14 protein-coding genes and 1 pseudogene are annotated in these 13,826 nt (G+C 71.2%); 11 read left to right on the top strand and 4 right to left on the bottom strand.

Features of this window, described 5'->3' with window-relative positions; all coding sequences use genetic code 11:
* The first annotated feature begins 304 nt into the window (after positions 1-304).
* The 4 genes from KIF24_RS11030 (at position 305) to KIF24_RS11015 (ending at position 5,885) form a co-directional block, all read left to right on the top strand.
* Positions 305-3,628 (top strand): amino acid adenylation domain-containing protein, encoded by a 3,324-nt coding sequence (locus KIF24_RS11030; protein WP_331461359.1) that lies wholly within the window; start codon positions 305-307, stop codon positions 3,626-3,628.
* A gap of 318 nt (positions 3,629-3,946) precedes the next feature.
* The gene (locus KIF24_RS11025) at positions 3,947-4,510 is read left to right on the top strand and encodes a hypothetical protein (protein WP_221083957.1); all 564 of its coding nucleotides are present in this window, start codon (positions 3,947-3,949) and stop codon (positions 4,508-4,510) included.
* Between the two features lie 53 nt (positions 4,511-4,563).
* Positions 4,564-5,190 carry a hypothetical protein gene (locus KIF24_RS11020; RefSeq protein ID WP_221083956.1) on the top strand — a complete coding sequence of 209 codons (627 nt, stop codon included), beginning with the start codon at positions 4,564-4,566 and terminating at the stop codon, positions 5,188-5,190.
* Positions 5,187-5,885 (top strand): DUF2637 domain-containing protein, encoded by a 699-nt coding sequence (locus KIF24_RS11015; RefSeq protein WP_221083955.1) that lies wholly within the window; start codon positions 5,187-5,189, stop codon positions 5,883-5,885. The genes KIF24_RS11020 and KIF24_RS11015 overlap by 4 nt, the downstream gene beginning before the upstream one ends.
* A 160-nt stretch (positions 5,886-6,045) precedes the next feature.
* On the opposite strand, the gene KIF24_RS11010 is transcribed toward KIF24_RS11015, so the two are convergent.
* On the bottom strand, positions 6,046-6,225 hold the full coding sequence (locus tag KIF24_RS11010; RefSeq protein ID WP_221083954.1) for a DUF397 domain-containing protein: 180 nt from the start codon (positions 6,223-6,225) through the stop codon (positions 6,046-6,048).
* Positions 6,216-6,995 (bottom strand): helix-turn-helix domain-containing protein, encoded by a 780-nt coding sequence (locus KIF24_RS11005; RefSeq protein WP_221083953.1) that lies wholly within the window; start codon positions 6,993-6,995, stop codon positions 6,216-6,218. The genes KIF24_RS11010 and KIF24_RS11005 overlap by 10 nt, the downstream gene beginning before the upstream one ends.
* Positions 6,996-7,371: 376 nt before the next feature.
* Between KIF24_RS11005 and KIF24_RS11000 the strand changes: the two genes are divergently transcribed.
* From KIF24_RS11000 to tgmC, 7 genes and pseudogenes are all read left to right on the top strand, one after another.
* Complete coding sequence (locus KIF24_RS11000; RefSeq protein ID WP_221083952.1) at positions 7,372-7,566, top strand: hypothetical protein; 195 nt, start codon at positions 7,372-7,374, stop codon at positions 7,564-7,566.
* A 222-nt stretch (positions 7,567-7,788) separates the two neighbouring features.
* Positions 7,789-8,013 (top strand): annotated as a pseudogene (locus KIF24_RS35010) (helix-turn-helix domain-containing protein); the annotation flags it as partial.
* A gap of 216 nt (positions 8,014-8,229) precedes the next feature.
* A complete protein-coding gene (locus KIF24_RS32590; RefSeq protein ID WP_230415482.1) occupies positions 8,230-8,847 on the top strand; it encodes a hypothetical protein in 618 nt (205 codons plus the stop codon).
* A 24-nt stretch (positions 8,848-8,871) separates the two neighbouring features.
* The gene (locus KIF24_RS10990; RefSeq protein ID WP_221083950.1) at positions 8,872-9,117 is read left to right on the top strand and encodes a hypothetical protein; all 246 of its coding nucleotides are present in this window, start codon (positions 8,872-8,874) and stop codon (positions 9,115-9,117) included.
* 188 nt (positions 9,118-9,305) lie between these two features.
* Positions 9,306-9,674, top strand: coding sequence for a putative ATP-grasp-modified RiPP (tgmA, locus tag KIF24_RS10985; RefSeq protein WP_221083949.1), 369 nt, complete (start codon positions 9,306-9,308; stop codon positions 9,672-9,674).
* 4 nt (positions 9,675-9,678) lie between these two features.
* A complete protein-coding gene (gene tgmB / locus KIF24_RS10980) occupies positions 9,679-10,653 on the top strand; it encodes an ATP-grasp ribosomal peptide maturase (protein ID WP_331461082.1) in 975 nt (324 codons plus the stop codon).
* 23 nt (positions 10,654-10,676) lie between these two features.
* Positions 10,677-11,828, top strand: a complete 1,152-nt coding sequence (tgmC, locus tag KIF24_RS10975) for an ATP-grasp peptide maturase system methyltransferase (protein ID WP_230416249.1) — start codon at positions 10,677-10,679, stop codon at positions 11,826-11,828.
* Here the strand turns inward: tgmC and KIF24_RS10970 are convergent.
* Together KIF24_RS10970 and KIF24_RS10965 are read right to left on the bottom strand one after the other, a co-directional pair.
* Positions 11,825-12,541 carry a hypothetical protein gene (locus KIF24_RS10970; RefSeq protein ID WP_221083947.1) on the bottom strand — a complete coding sequence of 239 codons (717 nt, stop codon included), beginning with the start codon at positions 12,539-12,541 and terminating at the stop codon, positions 11,825-11,827. The genes tgmC and KIF24_RS10970 overlap by 4 nt on opposite strands.
* A gap of 43 nt (positions 12,542-12,584) precedes the next feature.
* Positions 12,585-13,541 carry a hypothetical protein gene (locus tag KIF24_RS10965; RefSeq protein ID WP_221083946.1) on the bottom strand — a complete coding sequence of 319 codons (957 nt, stop codon included), beginning with the start codon at positions 13,539-13,541 and terminating at the stop codon, positions 12,585-12,587.
* Positions 13,542-13,826: the final 285 nt, after the last annotated feature.

Raw genomic sequence — 13,826 nt, 5'->3', positions numbered from 1 at the left:
CCGTCGAGGGCGCACCTCAGGCAGGGGTCGCGAAAGACGCATGGCAATCACGCCGCCGCGGTAGCGCGAGAATCCTCGCAGCCGACGACCGGCGCCATCCAGGCACGGAGACCGGCAACTCGGTGGCCGAATATTGCCTGCCGGATGCCTGGTCGCGCCGCGGGACGCGGGCCAGTCTTCACCTGTGGGCCGAGGTGGACAATGACCGAGTTGATTCCCGCGTCCTTTCTGAAGCAGGTTCGGCAGCGCCCGCTGGCGCCCGCCGTGCGCCACGACGGCACCGTGGTCACGTACCAGGAGTTGGCTGACGCGGCGTGGTGCGTCGCCCGAGGGCTCGCCACCCGGGGGTGCGGCCGGAGGCGCCGGTCGGGGTGCTCGTCTCCCCGGTCCGCACCTGGTCGCCGCGCTGCTCGGGATCTGGCTGGCCGGTGGCGCCTACGTGCCGCTCGACCCGCTCGCCCCGGCCCGGCGCCGACGCGAGGTCGTCGCGCACTCCGGCGCCCGGATCGTCCTCACCGACGCGACCGGCGGGTACCCGGACGCCGCGGCGGCGGACCTGCCGCCGGGCACCCTCCGCTGCGACGTCGGCCGCCTGGTCGGCGCGGGCGATGCCACCCCGCTGCCGGTACGGGTGACCGGACCACGCCAGGCCGCGTACATGATCTTCACCTCGGGATCGACGGGCGCGCCCAAGGGTGTCGTCGTCGAACACGAGGCCCTCGCCAACCGGGTGCACTGGGGTGTCCGTGCCCTGAAGCTCGGCCCGGACGACCGGGTGCTCCAGAAGACCCCGCTGACGTTCGACGCGGCCGGCTGGGAGATCTTCGCGCCGCTGCTCTGCGGCGCCGCGGTGACGTTCGGCCGGCCCGGGGCCGGTCGGGACGCCGGCGAACTCGTCCGATCCGTCCGGGAGCAGCAGGCCACCGTGGTGCAGCTCGTGCCCACCCTGCTGCGACTGCTCACGGTCGAACCCGAGCTGGACCGCTGCCACAGCCTGCGGCTGATCTGTTGCGCCGGCGAACCCCTGCACGCGGAGCTGTGCCAGCGGGTCCGGGAACGGCTCGACGTCGAGATCCTCAATACCTACGGTCCCACCGAGTGCGCCATCGACGCCCTGGCCGGGCCCTTCGACCCCGCGCAGCGGCACGGTCCGGTGCCGATCGGGCGCCCCATCGACAACCTGCGCCACCTGCTGCTGCCGCCCGCGGCAGGGGTCACCGAGGACGAGTCGGCGCGGGAGCTGTACCTCTGCGGCACCGGGGTCGGCCGCGGATACCACGGGGACGCCGCGCAGACCGCCGAGCGGTTCCTGCCGGATCCCGACGGTCCGCCCGGGGCGCGGATGTACCGGACCGGGGACCTGGTGCGGGTACGCCCCGACGGCGCCCTCGAGTTCGTCGGCCGGGTCGACGACCAGGTGAAGATCAACGGCGTACGGGTCGAGCCGGGCGAGGTGGAGGCGGTCCTCGAAACCCACCCCGACGTGATCGAGGCCGCGGTCCGCGCGGTCACCGACCCGCACGGCACCCGCCGGCTCGCCGCCTGGGTGGTCACCTCCCGCGACGACGCGGTCGACGAGTTCCTCGGTCACCTGCGCGACCGGCTGCCGCCCAGCGCCGTGCCGGCGTACCTGAGCCGGTTGGCCACCCTGCCCCGCACGACGAGCGGCAAGACCGACCGGGCCCGGCTGCCCGAGCCGGACTGGGCGGGCCCGGCACCACGGACGGCGGACTCGCCGACGCCCGGGACCGCCGCTGAGCAGATCGTGGTGGCGGCGTGGCGACGGTTGCTCGGCGTCGACGACATCGGCCCCGAGGACGACTTCTACCGCCTCGGCGGGCACTCGCTGCTGATGACCCGGCTGCTGGCGACGCTACGCGAGCTCTCCGGGTTGGACCTGGACTTCCGCGAGCTGAACCTCGCGACGACCGTGCGCGAGCAGGCGCGGCTGCTGCGCCAGGCACAGCGGGCACGCCCCATCGAGCGGCTGCCGGCGGGGGCACGCCTGCCCCTGTCGCACGCGCAGGAACGCTTCTGGGTGCTCGACCGGATGAATCCCGGCAGCCCGGAGTACCTGCTCCCGATGCTCGTCCGGCTCGACGGCGACACCACCGCGGCGGTGGTGCGGGAGGCACTGACCCGCCTCATGGCCCGCCACGAGGTGCTGCGCACCTGCTACCGGATGGACGCCGAAGGCCTGCGGGCCGTCCTCGAACCCGCGCCGGACGTGCCACTGCGCACCGTCGAGACGACCCCCGCCGAGGTCGGCAAGGTCGTCGCCGCGGAACTGGGCACCGGCTTCGACCTCGCGGCGGCGCCCCTGTTCCGGGCGACCCTGGTACGCGACGGCGGGGCCGGACAACTGCTCCTGCTGGTCTGCCACCACATCATCTGCGACGGCTGGTCGACCCGGATCCTCGCCGACGAACTGGCCGAGACGATCGCCGCGATCGGGCAGGGGCGACCCGCGCACCTGCCGGAGCTGCCGATCCGGTACTCCGACGCCGTCGCCTGGCTCCGGTCGCGACTGACCGGGGAACTGCTCGCCGAGCAGATCGGATACTGGCGCCAGACGCTCGCCGACCTGCCCCCGCTCGACCTGCCGATCAGGGGCGGGCGCCCCGAGCAGCGCAGCATCGAGGGCGGCGCGGTGCGTTTCGAGATCCCCGCGGCCAGCGTCCGCGAGCTGCTGGAGATCGGCCGGCAGGCCGGGGCCACCCCGTACGTCGTCTGCCTGACCCTGTGGATCGTGCTGCTCGGCAACGCCGGCAGCGGATGGGACTTCGGCGTCGGCGCCCCACACTCGGGACGGACCCGACCGGAACTCCACGACCTCGTCGGGTTGTTCATCGATGTCGTGGTCATCCGCGCGCGGCTGACGCCCGAGCTGACCTTCACCGAGGCCCTGACCCGGGTCGAGCGGACCTGCCGGGAGGGCCTGGCCCATCAGGCGGCGCCGTTCGAGGCCGTCGCCGACGCCCTGGTCCAGCCTCGGGATCCGGCGCGGACACCGCTGTTCCAGACCCTGGTCACCATGGCCGGGGACGGCCTGGTGGGCCAGCACTGGCAGGAGGCCGACCTCGATCTGCTGGCGCAGGCGTGGACCGTCGCCCGCACCGATCTGGCGCTCACCGTGTGGCCACAGCCCGACGGGCGCTACGTGGGCGCCGTCGAGTACGCCTCGGCGCTCTACGACCGGGCGACGGCGGTCACGCTGGCCGACCGGCTGCGCGCACTCGCCGGACGGTTCGCCGCCGAACCGGCGCTCCCGGTGGGTGCGGCGGGCCCCGTCCTGGCGATGCCGGTGGCCGCGCCCGCCGCCAACGCCGATCACACCGCCACCACGGCGTCGGCACCGCCGGCGCTGGCGCCGCACCAGGAGACGATCCTCGGGTTCATCCGGGACCTGCTCGGGCGCGACGACATCGGCACCGACGACGACATCCTGGAGCGCGGGGGCAACTCCCTGCTGGCGGCGCGGCTGCTCTGGACGATCAAGAGCGTGTTCGGAGTCGAGCTGCCCATGCGGACGTTCTTCGACCAACCCACCGCCGCCGGCCTCGGCCGCGAGGTCGAACGCCTGGTTTGCGCCGAGATCGACGGGTTCGGAGACGTCGGCAAAGGCTGAATTTCACGCCGCCGGAGCCGGGATTTCGCGGGCCGACCGACAACGTACGACATCGTCGTCTATACTGGGTGGTTCTGCGGTCCGATGCGCGGCTTGGCCCTCCGCCGTACGGCTGAATGCCGCCCGGGCCCTCCGCGGCGCGCTTGTCAGTCCACAAGGCACCTTCTAGTCTCCAAGCCGGATGCCTCCGGGCGGCCGGGCCGGCCACCAAACCGAACACGGCGGCAACGTGCCGGTAACCCGCCGGTGACACGCCAGCCCGGGAGCCAGCGTCCGTTGTCGGCGTGCCGGACGGCACCGGACAGCTGGGAGATGTGGATGACCATCGGCGCCGCGGATGACCTGCTGCGCCAGTACTGTCAGGACCTGCACACGCTCTGGCGGCAGGCGGGCGGACCGAGCCTGCGAACCCTGGGCGGGTCGGTTTGCCTGAGCAAGAGCCAGGTCGGCGCCATCCTCGGCGGTCAGATCCGCCGCCCACCCGACTGGGATGTGGTGAAATCCCTGGTCAACGCGTTTCACCAGTACGCCAAGGAGCACGACCGGCTACGGCACGTCTCGCTGCGCACGGGGGTCGAGGAGTTCTGGCGACCCCGGCACGCCATGGTCGAGCAGGCGTTCCGGCACCGCCGGACGACCGCTCCGAAGGCGCCCACGGCCGACCCGGAGACTCCGCGGCCGGCGCCGGCCGCGCAGCCGGTGCCGCGGCAACTGCCACCGGCGGTGCGCTACTTCACCGGCCGGGACACCGAGCTGCGCACCCTGACCGACCTGCTGGAGCTGCCCGCCGAGGACGCCGACGCCGTGGTGATCTCGTCCATCAACGGGACGGCCGGCGTCGGCAAGCCGGTATCCGGGAATTTGACACAGATCGACATCTGATCTTCCGATGCCGGCCTGGCGATACGTACCACTCGCTATCGCCAGGAGGACCAATGTCCAACCCGAGCAACGCGCCAGCCGGGGTCGAGATCGACCACCCGGACTGGTGCGAGCCTAGCCTATGCACCGTTACCCCGGCGGCCGACATCCGAGAAGGCCACCGGGGCAGCCCGGTCACGCTGCGCGCCAAGCACGGCTTCCCGGTCCCGCTGAGCGTGACCGCCAGCCTGTACCAGAACGCCAAGCACACGCTTGCCGGCCCGTACGTCACCCTGGACGTCCAGGGCCTCGACCACGAGCTTCAGACCGTGGGCGGCACTGCTCAGCTACCGGCCGAGGAAGCGGCCACCCTCGGCACCATGCTGCTGGACCTAGCCGCCACGGCGGGCGCGGCGGCCGGGCAGCCCGCCAGCGGCACCCCCCACGCGGTCATCCGGCCCGATACCGACGTGATCGACCTGGTTGGGCGCGGTGGCCGGGTGCCGGCCACCTTCGCCGAGGCCCGGCAGGTCGAAGACGAGATCAGCGCCATCCTGGCCATCTTCGACCCGCAGCCTGGTGACCGGGCCGACAGCGATGTCATAAACGACATCCTGACTCGCGAGTACCGGACACGCCAGCAGGGCCAGCCGGCCGCGACGCCGGACGGTCCGCGTACCGGTGGGGAGGTGGACCGGTGAAGGGCTCCATGCTGGTCACCCGCATCTCGGCGGCGTTGGTGGCCGTGGTCGCCGGGTATGTGTCCTATTTGCATATCGTGGATGTGGCCATGGACGTAGGCGAGCGTCGGGAGGTGGCCTATGCGCTGCCGGTCACGATCGACGCGCTGATGGTCATGTCCACGCTGGCGATGCTGGCCGCGCGGCGTGCCGGACGCAAGCCGTCATCCTGGGCGTACTGCGGGTTCCTGTTCGGGGTGGCCGTATCGGTCACCGCTAACGTGGCCTCCGCTGCGCCGACCTGGCCAGCGCGCGCCGTGGCCGCCATCCCGGCCGTGTCGCTGCTGCTGGCCGTGGAGGTTCTGATCCGCGCCACCGCATACCAGCCGGCCACGGAGCCGGCCCAACCGGCGGACGAGCCTCCCGCGCCGCCGCCGCCGCCAGCACCGTCACGGCCGGCCGCTCCACGTCCGGCCGTCAACGGTAGTGATGGCCATGGCCGCAAGGGTGGCCGTAAGCGGCGTGGTGAAGCGGGCACTGCGGCGGCCGGCGTCCTGGCCGCGCACCCGGACGCGCCGGTGGCCGAACTGGCGCGCCTGGCCGGGGTCAGCCGCGCCACCGTGCGCCGTGCGCGGACCAACGGGACGGACTCTCACGCGGGCGGCGCCCGCCCGGTCACGGATCGGTCCGTCGTGGCGAGTACCAATCACCAGTGACGCCACCAGACACAAGTGGAAGGGCCGGCCATCGCGGCCGGCCCTTCCACCTGGTTCAAGCTCTGATGCTGTACCTGGGTCGTTACGAACGTCGAGGGCAACGGGCACCACAAGTAGGCCACCGGGCCACAGCGCGGTGGCCTACGCTACGGGTCCAGCCTTACGCCTGCCGAACGGTCGACAGGAAGGCGCGCCACTCGGCCGGGCTCGCGGTCAGCATTGGCCCGTCTGGGTTCTTGCTGTCACGCACGGCAACCATGCCGGCTACGTTGGTAGCAACCTCAACGCAGTTACCGTTTCCCGTACCGGATCGCGACGACTTACGCCACTTTAGGTCCATTGCCCCTTTGCTTCCTGTATGTACTCGATTGACTGATGTGCGGACATCGCCTGTGCTCGGATCACATCCCACCGGCGCCGCATGTCCAAGACTACCGGAGCGTCGTCCACCACGAAACCCTGGATCGGCGTCTCTACGAACGCCTGGTCACGGCCGTCGACCGTCGCGATGGCGAACGGTCCGTCAAGGTGCAGGTACGTACGGGTGCCGTGCGGGACGACTTGGATCATGTGCCGCTGCGCCGCGCTGACGAGGTGATCCAGTTGCTCGCGCATGATCTCCTCGTCCCCGATGAGGGTACGTAGGGCACGTTCTTCGATGAGCGCTACCAATGTGGGCGGAGGTGGGTCGTCGCGGGAGAAGATGTCCTGTCGCGCCAGCCGGGAGGTAACCTCGGTCTCGTCGTTGTCCAGCAGCGCCCGTGCGTATCCCTCCGTCTGAAGCAGACCGGGGATCAGCGCGAGTTCGTACGTCCAGATGCAGGTTGCCTCGCCTTCCGCGTCGCGCCACGGACGGAAGCCCTCCTTGTACACGTCACCGGTAAGCAGCAGCATGTCGTAGAGCATCGCAAACTTGTCACCGGTACCGAGGTGTTCGTCTGCTCCCTTGACCAGCGCGGGTTGGGGGAACCGCTCCCCGGTCTCGAACGCCCCGATGGTGCTCGGCGCGTAGCCGACGAGCTTCCCAAACTCCTCTCTAGACAGTCCGGCTGCTTCCCGGGCACGCTTTAGCATCGCGCCGAAGTGCTCGGTAACGGGCGTCCTCGCCACAGCTCCTCCACATCTCCACCACAGGTCTCTACACCCCGGGACATCGATGCTGTCGCACGGTCGTCCCTGCGAAGGGCTTCCCAAGCGTAACGCTCGTCACACACGATTGCTGATAGAGACGCGGCGGTGACGTGACCGGACCCCCGCCCCAAGCTCACCGGGTCCGGAACCCTCCGGAGTCGTCGTGGTCCTCCCCTCGACGGGGCGCACCGGCCCGGTGGGGCACCAGGTCCCATCGGAACAGCCGGGCTCGGTGTGCCCCGTCCCCGCAAGCGGACGGATAGGAGACGGCGCGATGTGGTGGCGGTGGCCGTGGCAACGGCCGGCCCGGGACACAGGCCCGGACCGGGCCGCGCACGGGTCACGCTCCCGCGCCGTGTGGGCCGACCTGACCTATCCGGATGCGGTGCTGGCGCAGGCGGCCGACCTTACCGCGCAGCAGGCGGGAGAGTGGGCCGCGTTGGAGCGGGTGCTCAACGAGCCGACGATGATCCTGGAGCGCGGGGTGCGGGTGCCGCCGTTTGTCGTGGCACACCGGCGGGCCGGGCGGTGGGAGGTGCGCCATGCCTGACCTACCGGTGGGCTCGTCTGCGGTGCAGCGGTGTTGGCAGATCATGACCGGGCTGCACGTCGCGTCCCGGGTTGATGCGATCGAGTTTCTGCGGGCGGCGGACTGCCTCCCGCGTTTGTCTATAGGGGAGATTCGTAGCTTGGTGGAGATGTTCCCGCTGATGCCGACCGACCATAGCGCCGGTGGACCGTGCACGTGGCCGTGGCCGTCCGGGGGGTTGCGATGACTGCGCAAGCGGCGAAGTCGGCTACCCGGCCGCCATCGGCGGGCACGGCGTCAAGCTTCGCACGTCTGCTGCGCAAGTTGCGTGAGGCGCATGGCTGGTCCTACCGGGAGTTGGCCCGAAGGGTGCCGTGTTCCCACGTATATCTCTCTGAGATAGAGAGAGGGCGCAAGAAGCCCTCGCAGCAGATGGCGGAACGGCTGGACGAAGTGCTCGACGCTGGCGGTGACCTGGTGAGCGATCCCAACCGGGCCGGCGGCTCGGACACGCCCGGTCCGGAGGCACCGGCGCCCGTGGCGGCCCCACCCGGGTCGGTGGGCTCCTCGTCGTCGGCCCGGCGGGGTTCGCGTCACAAGCCACGGCGCAACGATCTGCTTCGCCGGGCGCGGCTGTCGTTGGCGTCTCCGTCGGGCTCGGGTGATCCGATGTCACGGCAGGAGTTGGCCGAGGCGGTCAACGCCTACCTGCACAGCGTGGGTGTCATGAGCTTCCTTGACGGTCATGACATCGGGCGGTATGAGCGGGGCGAGACCCGTTGGCCCCGGGCGCATCATCGGCGGTCGTTTCGGGTGGTGCTGGGTGCGCAGACGGATGCGCAGCTTGGGTTTTGCAGCACTCGGCCGAGTCCCAGCAACGCCGAACCGTTCGAGATCGAGGAGCCTGGCGGCGGGCTGGGCGAGCCTGCCGGTAGCCGGGTCAACGGCGCGGCGCTCACACCGGCTCCGGTTGCTGCGCCGGTGTCCCCGCCCCTGGCGTCCGGGCCGGCGGTGACCCGGTGCACGGCTGCTGCACCGGTGCCGCCGACGCGGGTGGTGCTGCACTGGACGGGCCGTAAGGCGTATGCGCTGCGGATCGCGATGCGGATGAACGTCTATGACTTCGCCGCGAAGCTGGGGGTCAGCATCCCGGCGGTGCGGGCCTGGCAGGAGGACTCGACCGGACGCCTACGGTTCGAGACGTATCAGTTGCTGGACACGATGCTCTCGCTTGCCACCGAGGATGACGTGCGCCGCTTCGACTTGGCCCTACGCGAGTTGGGCGAAACGCAAAGATCATGACCACTCTGGAATGAAAGCGAGAAGATGATCGGTACCAGCGTGATGGAGAAGCAGACGCGCACGGATTGGTCGCGGGACGACCCGAGTGTGCGGGAGCTGTGGCGCACGACCAACGAGGCGCACTGCACGATCGCGGACGCGATCGAGGAGGCGGCCCGTGCCGGCGTCCCGGTCGAGATCATCGCGACTACGGCCGGCGTGCCGCTGCGTGAGGTAGAGCTGATCTTGAAGGATGCGGAGGCGGATGAGGAGGAGGTGAGGTGGGCCTGAACCCTGCCGGTGACGGGCCGGGCGGGTGCTCGTGCGGTGCTGTGGAGCGCACGGGTTCCCTACGCCGGACCGGACCGGCTGTGGACGTTCGGGTGATCCGACGTGTACGTGTTGTTTCAACGGACGGGGCCTGGGGAGTCCGACCGGAAGGCTTCCCCGCGTGTAGCGGGGTGGAGGAAGGAGACGTGATGTTGGCAACCACGGTGCCGGGCCGGGCAGGTCCGGCCGATGCCGCTCGTGCGCCGGAGGCGGACCCGCTGTACCCGGCCAGTGGGCTGTTCCCGCTGGGGCGGCCGTTCGGGCTGCTGCCGGAATCAGATGAGGTGTGTCCGGAGGAGCTGTTGCCGTTCGGGCTGCGCCGGGCAGTGGTCGGCAAACCGCTACCGGTCGGCGACCTGTCGGCCTACGGCTACGACCACGACCAGCAAATCGGCACGGTCCGCGACGGTGACACGGTGGTGCCGCTGATGCGGCACACCACCGGGCAGACCAGCACGACCACGAACGCGGACGGGCACAAGGGTCCGGACTCCGACACCGACCATCGGGAGGACTGATCCGGTGGGCCGCGCGGTGACGCTGGTGCTGACCCACCCGTTTGACCCGACCGCCGACTACGTGGTCATGGAGCTGAACCGGCGCGGGGCGCCGGTGTTCCGGTGCGACCCGGGCCAGTTCCCCCAGCGGTTGACCGTCGCGGCCCGGCTCGATGGCTCAGAAGGGGCGGGTGCGGGCTGGGTCGGCGGCCTGCACCTACCCGAACGCCATGTGTCCCTTGCCGACGTTGGGTGTGTGTACTACCGGCGCCCGACCGGGTTCGACCTGCCGGCGGGCATGAGTGAGCAGGTCCGCCGCTGGTCGGCCAACGAGGCACGCATGGGCGTGGGCGGGGTGCTGGCGGCGTTGCCGCGCTGGCTGAACCACCCGGTGGACATCGGCCGGGCCGAGTACAAGCCAGTGCAGCTCACGCACGCCCGCGTGTGCGGGCTGCGTGTGCCCGCCACGCTGGTGACCAACGACCCGGCGGAAGCGCGGGCCTTCGTGGGCGAGGCGGGGCGGGCGGTGTACAAGCCGTTCACCCCGACCGGGATCACCGAGGCCGGCTCGCACCGGGTCACCTTCACCACCCCGATCACCGTGGCCGACGTTGACGAGTCGATCCGGCTGACCGCCCACCTGATCCAGGCGTGGGTGGACAAGGCGTACGAGGTTCGCCTGACCGTGGCCGACGACACCCTTCTTGCTGCGCGGATCGACACCAGCAGCGAGGCGGCGGCGGCGGACTGGCGCGCCGACTACGATGCCGTGACCTACACGCCCTTGCCGGAGGTTCCCGATACCGTGCGGGATGGCGTGCGGGCGTTGCTGGGCCGGCTGCGGCTGCGTTTCGGCACCTTGGACTTCATCGTTTCTCCAGACGGCGCGTGGTGGTTCCTGGAGGTCAACCCGAACGGGCAATGGGCCTGGATCGAGGACGCTACCGGGCTGCCGATCACGGCCGCGATCACCGACGCACTGATGCGGGAGGACATGTGAGCACACAGCAGTTGCGTACGAAGATGGTAGAGCAGATGGTCGCGGCCGGCAGCCTGCGCAGCGGGCCGTGGCTTGCCGCGTTCACCGCTGTACCCCGGCATCTGTTCCTGCGCCGGTTCTTCCGCCAAAGCGGCGACCTGTCCGGCTGGGAGGCGGTCAGCGACACCGACCCGGGCGCGTTGGAGATGATCTACGACGGCGCCACCTGGGTCACCCAACTGGACAACGACCCGCACCGGTGGCAGAACGCACGCGGCGCTGACAAGCCCACCCCGGGCACACCTACCTCGTCTAGCACCGCCCCCGGGTTGATGGCGCTCATGCTCGAAGCGCTCGACGTACATGACGGACACCGGGTCCTGGAGATCGGCACGGGAAGCGGCTACAACGCCGCGCTGCTGTCCCACCGGCTCGGCTCTACGTTGGTCACCACGGTGGAGGTAGACCCGGCCGTAGCCGACTCGGCCCGCGCCAGCCTGCACGCCGCCGGCTACACACCGACCGTGGCCGTAGCGGACGGGTCAGCCGGCCACCCCGAGGGCTCGCCCTACGACCGCCTGATCGCCACCTGCTCGGCGAGCACCGTCCCACCGGCGTGGATCGACCAGGTACGCCCTGGTGGGATGATCCTGACCAGCCTGTACCGCGACCTGGGCGGCGGCCCGCTCGTGCTGCTGCACGTGGTCGGGAACGGGCAGGCGCAGGGCCGATTCCTGCCCGAATACGGGGGGTTCATGCCGCTGCGCCTCCACCCGCCAGCCGACACCGGGCCGCTGCTCGACGCGGCACTAGCCGGCACCACCCCACCGGCCCGGCCGACCAGCCTCGGGGCAGACCTGCTTGACAGCGCGGACTTCGGCATGGTCGCCGCGTTGCGGCTTCCCGGCGTCGCCTCGATCGGGTTCGCGCCAGACGACAGCGGTCCGCAACGGTGGCTGCTGGCCGCAGACGGTTCCTGGGCGTGCCTGGACGAGACCACGCTCACCGTGTCCCAGCACGGCACCCGCCGGCTATGGGACGAAATCGAAGACATCCACCTACAGTGGACCCAGCTCGGTGAACCGTCCCGGGACCGGCTCGGCGTTACCGTCACCGCCACCGGTGAACACCGGTTCTGGCTCGACACCCCAGACGGGGCATGGTGGAGCCACCCCGCCGAAACGGCGACGACCTAACCCGCGTGGTCCTGGTCGTCCTGGTCGCCGGGCACGGGGGGTTGGTGGCGGTCTCCGCCGATGCCGTAGCGGGACAACTGGCCGACCACGGCCATCATGGTGTGTTCGATCTCCGGGCGCCAGTCCGGGTCTTGGTCGATGCGCCAGGCGTGCCCGGCTAGTTCGTCGGTGCACACCAGCACCGGGTAGGGCACCGGGGAGACACGGAACACCAGGCTCCAGGTCGGGCCGTGTAGGCGGACCACCAGCCCGCCGGTGCCGGAGCCGACCCGCGCCGCCCCCGGTGGCGGCGCTTCGGCGACGTGTGGGGCTTCGGCGAGCGCCTTTTGTACTTCGGGTACGTACTCGACGGGGGTGGCCACGGACAGGCCGGCTACCGCGTCGTGGGCCAGCGTGCGGTACGGCGGGTCGGTCAACACCTGCGCGAGCCGGTCCGCCAGCCGGCGCCGGTCCTGTGCCGCCTGGCTCAGCTCCTCCGGCTGGTCGGGCTCGCCCGGCTGGTCGGGCGGCTGGCGGTCGGGGAACCGGGGGTCGTCGGCGGGCACGAACAACAGCCGTAGCTGTTCGCCCGGTTCCAACTGGTCGGGGTCGATCCCGAGCGCTTCGTAGTCGTCGCCGGTGAGCGGAATCCCTAGGCCGGTGTTGGTGGGCAGCTCGGAGCCGGGTGGCACCCGGTGCGGGTCCACGCCGTGCTCACCATCACGGCCGGCCATAGGCACAGCATTGCACCTGCTGGTCACTCGCGCGACCCCCTGTTCAGGTCTCCTGCCGGCGGCCAGCGGCCGGGCCGGGTGGTTCGGCCGGTTGCTGGTCGGTGGGGCGGGCGTGGTCGAGTTCGTGGGCGACGAGCTGGGCGGCGCGCCAGCGGCGCATTCGGGCGGTCGGCTCGGGTAGCTGCTCCCACCTGGCGGCCTGCGCCAGCGTGTACCCGTCGATGTAGGTGTGGGCGATCAGCCGGGCGTCCTGGGCGGTGAGGCGTTGCCCTGGTGGCTTGCCGGCGGTCGCGGCCACGATCCGGGCCAGCACGAGGTACGGGTGGCCCCGGGCGGGCCAGGGTAGCCGGGCCTGGGCGGCGGTGCCGGCGGCCTCGGCCGCCGTCAGGGCCTCCAGGCCGGCGGTGGGTGGCTGCTGGTCGCGTACCCGGCGGCGGATGCCCAGCTCGACCTTGGTGCCGTACACGGCGGCGTCGATCAGCCGCTTGGCCAGGTACGGACCGGTCGCGTCGATGCGGTGCAGCGCGAACAGGGTTTCCTCGGCGATCAGCCGGTGTACGGCTTGCACCCGCCCCAGCGGTGTGGCCCGGGGCGGCGCCAGCGTGAGCGCGGCCTTCCACAGGCCGGGCAGCAGCATCCCCAGCGTGTACAGGTGCCAGTCGCCGCGCTGCGCTCGTGCCTGGGTGACCAGGTAGCGCCACGCCTGGTCTTTGACCTCGACCGTGGTCCCCTGGCGGAGCAGGGTGGCGCGCAGCTGAGGCATCGTCATGCCCTGCGCGGGCGGCTGCTGCCCGACCACACCCCGGGGCACGGTCGGCGCGGGCAGTGCGTAGGCCAACGCTTCGATCTCGCCGAGTAGGGTGGCGACCCGCGCCGCCGGGCGGGCCGGCGCCGGTTCGGGTTCGCCGGTCAGTGCCGCTGTCAGGGCCGCGGTGAGCGCGCCGGGGCCGCCGGGTCCTGGCGGTGGACCCGGCGGGCGGTGGTGCACGTGGCGCGGCACGACGTTTAGTGTCCTTCCCCCGGCCAACAGTGGCGACGTTGGTTGGACACGCCGAACCCAACCGGCACCCCCACAGAACCCAACGGAGCTGGGTGGGGTGGCCGGTGACCCGGCGTGCTGTGGACCCGCCGGGGTCTACGAACTAGCGTACGAGGTGCGGCTGTCCTGGCGCCACGCGGTTTCCCCACACTTCGGCTACAACCGGACCCGCGCGCCGCGACGGCCGGCACGCCCGGACGAGAACGAATTCCGGTGATCTTGTGATGGTCGCCGGTCCGGCCGTCC

The organism is Micromonospora tarapacensis, from assembly GCF_019697375.1.
GTDB classification, from domain to species: domain Bacteria; phylum Actinomycetota; class Actinomycetes; order Mycobacteriales; family Micromonosporaceae; genus Micromonospora; species Micromonospora tarapacensis.
The sequence above is the reverse complement of the archived record's forward strand: the minus strand, read 5'-3'. Positions and strand labels throughout refer to the sequence as shown.

What these genes read in the sequence shown, in the direction of transcription:
- KIF24_RS11020 (WP_221083956.1), top strand. Translation starts at nt 4,564, where the DNA reads ATGTCCAACCCGAGCAACGCGCCAGCCGGGGTCGAGATCGACCACCCG.
- KIF24_RS11025 (WP_221083957.1), top strand. Translation starts at nt 3,947, where the DNA reads ATGACCATCGGCGCCGCGGATGACCTGCTGCGCCAGTACTGTCAGGAC.
- tgmA (WP_221083949.1), top strand. Translation starts at nt 9,306, where the DNA reads ATGTTGGCAACCACGGTGCCGGGCCGGGCAGGTCCGGCCGATGCCGCT.
- KIF24_RS11010 (WP_221083954.1), bottom strand. Translation starts at nt 6,225, where the DNA reads ATGGACCTAAAGTGGCGTAAGTCGTCGCGATCCGGTACGGGAAACGGT.
- tgmC (WP_230416249.1), top strand. Translation starts at nt 10,677, where the DNA reads ATGGTAGAGCAGATGGTCGCGGCCGGCAGCCTGCGCAGCGGGCCGTGG.
- KIF24_RS10970 (WP_221083947.1), bottom strand. Translation starts at nt 12,541, where the DNA reads ATGGCCGGCCGTGATGGTGAGCACGGCGTGGACCCGCACCGGGTGCCA.
- KIF24_RS10990 (WP_221083950.1), top strand. Translation starts at nt 8,872, where the DNA reads ATGATCGGTACCAGCGTGATGGAGAAGCAGACGCGCACGGATTGGTCG.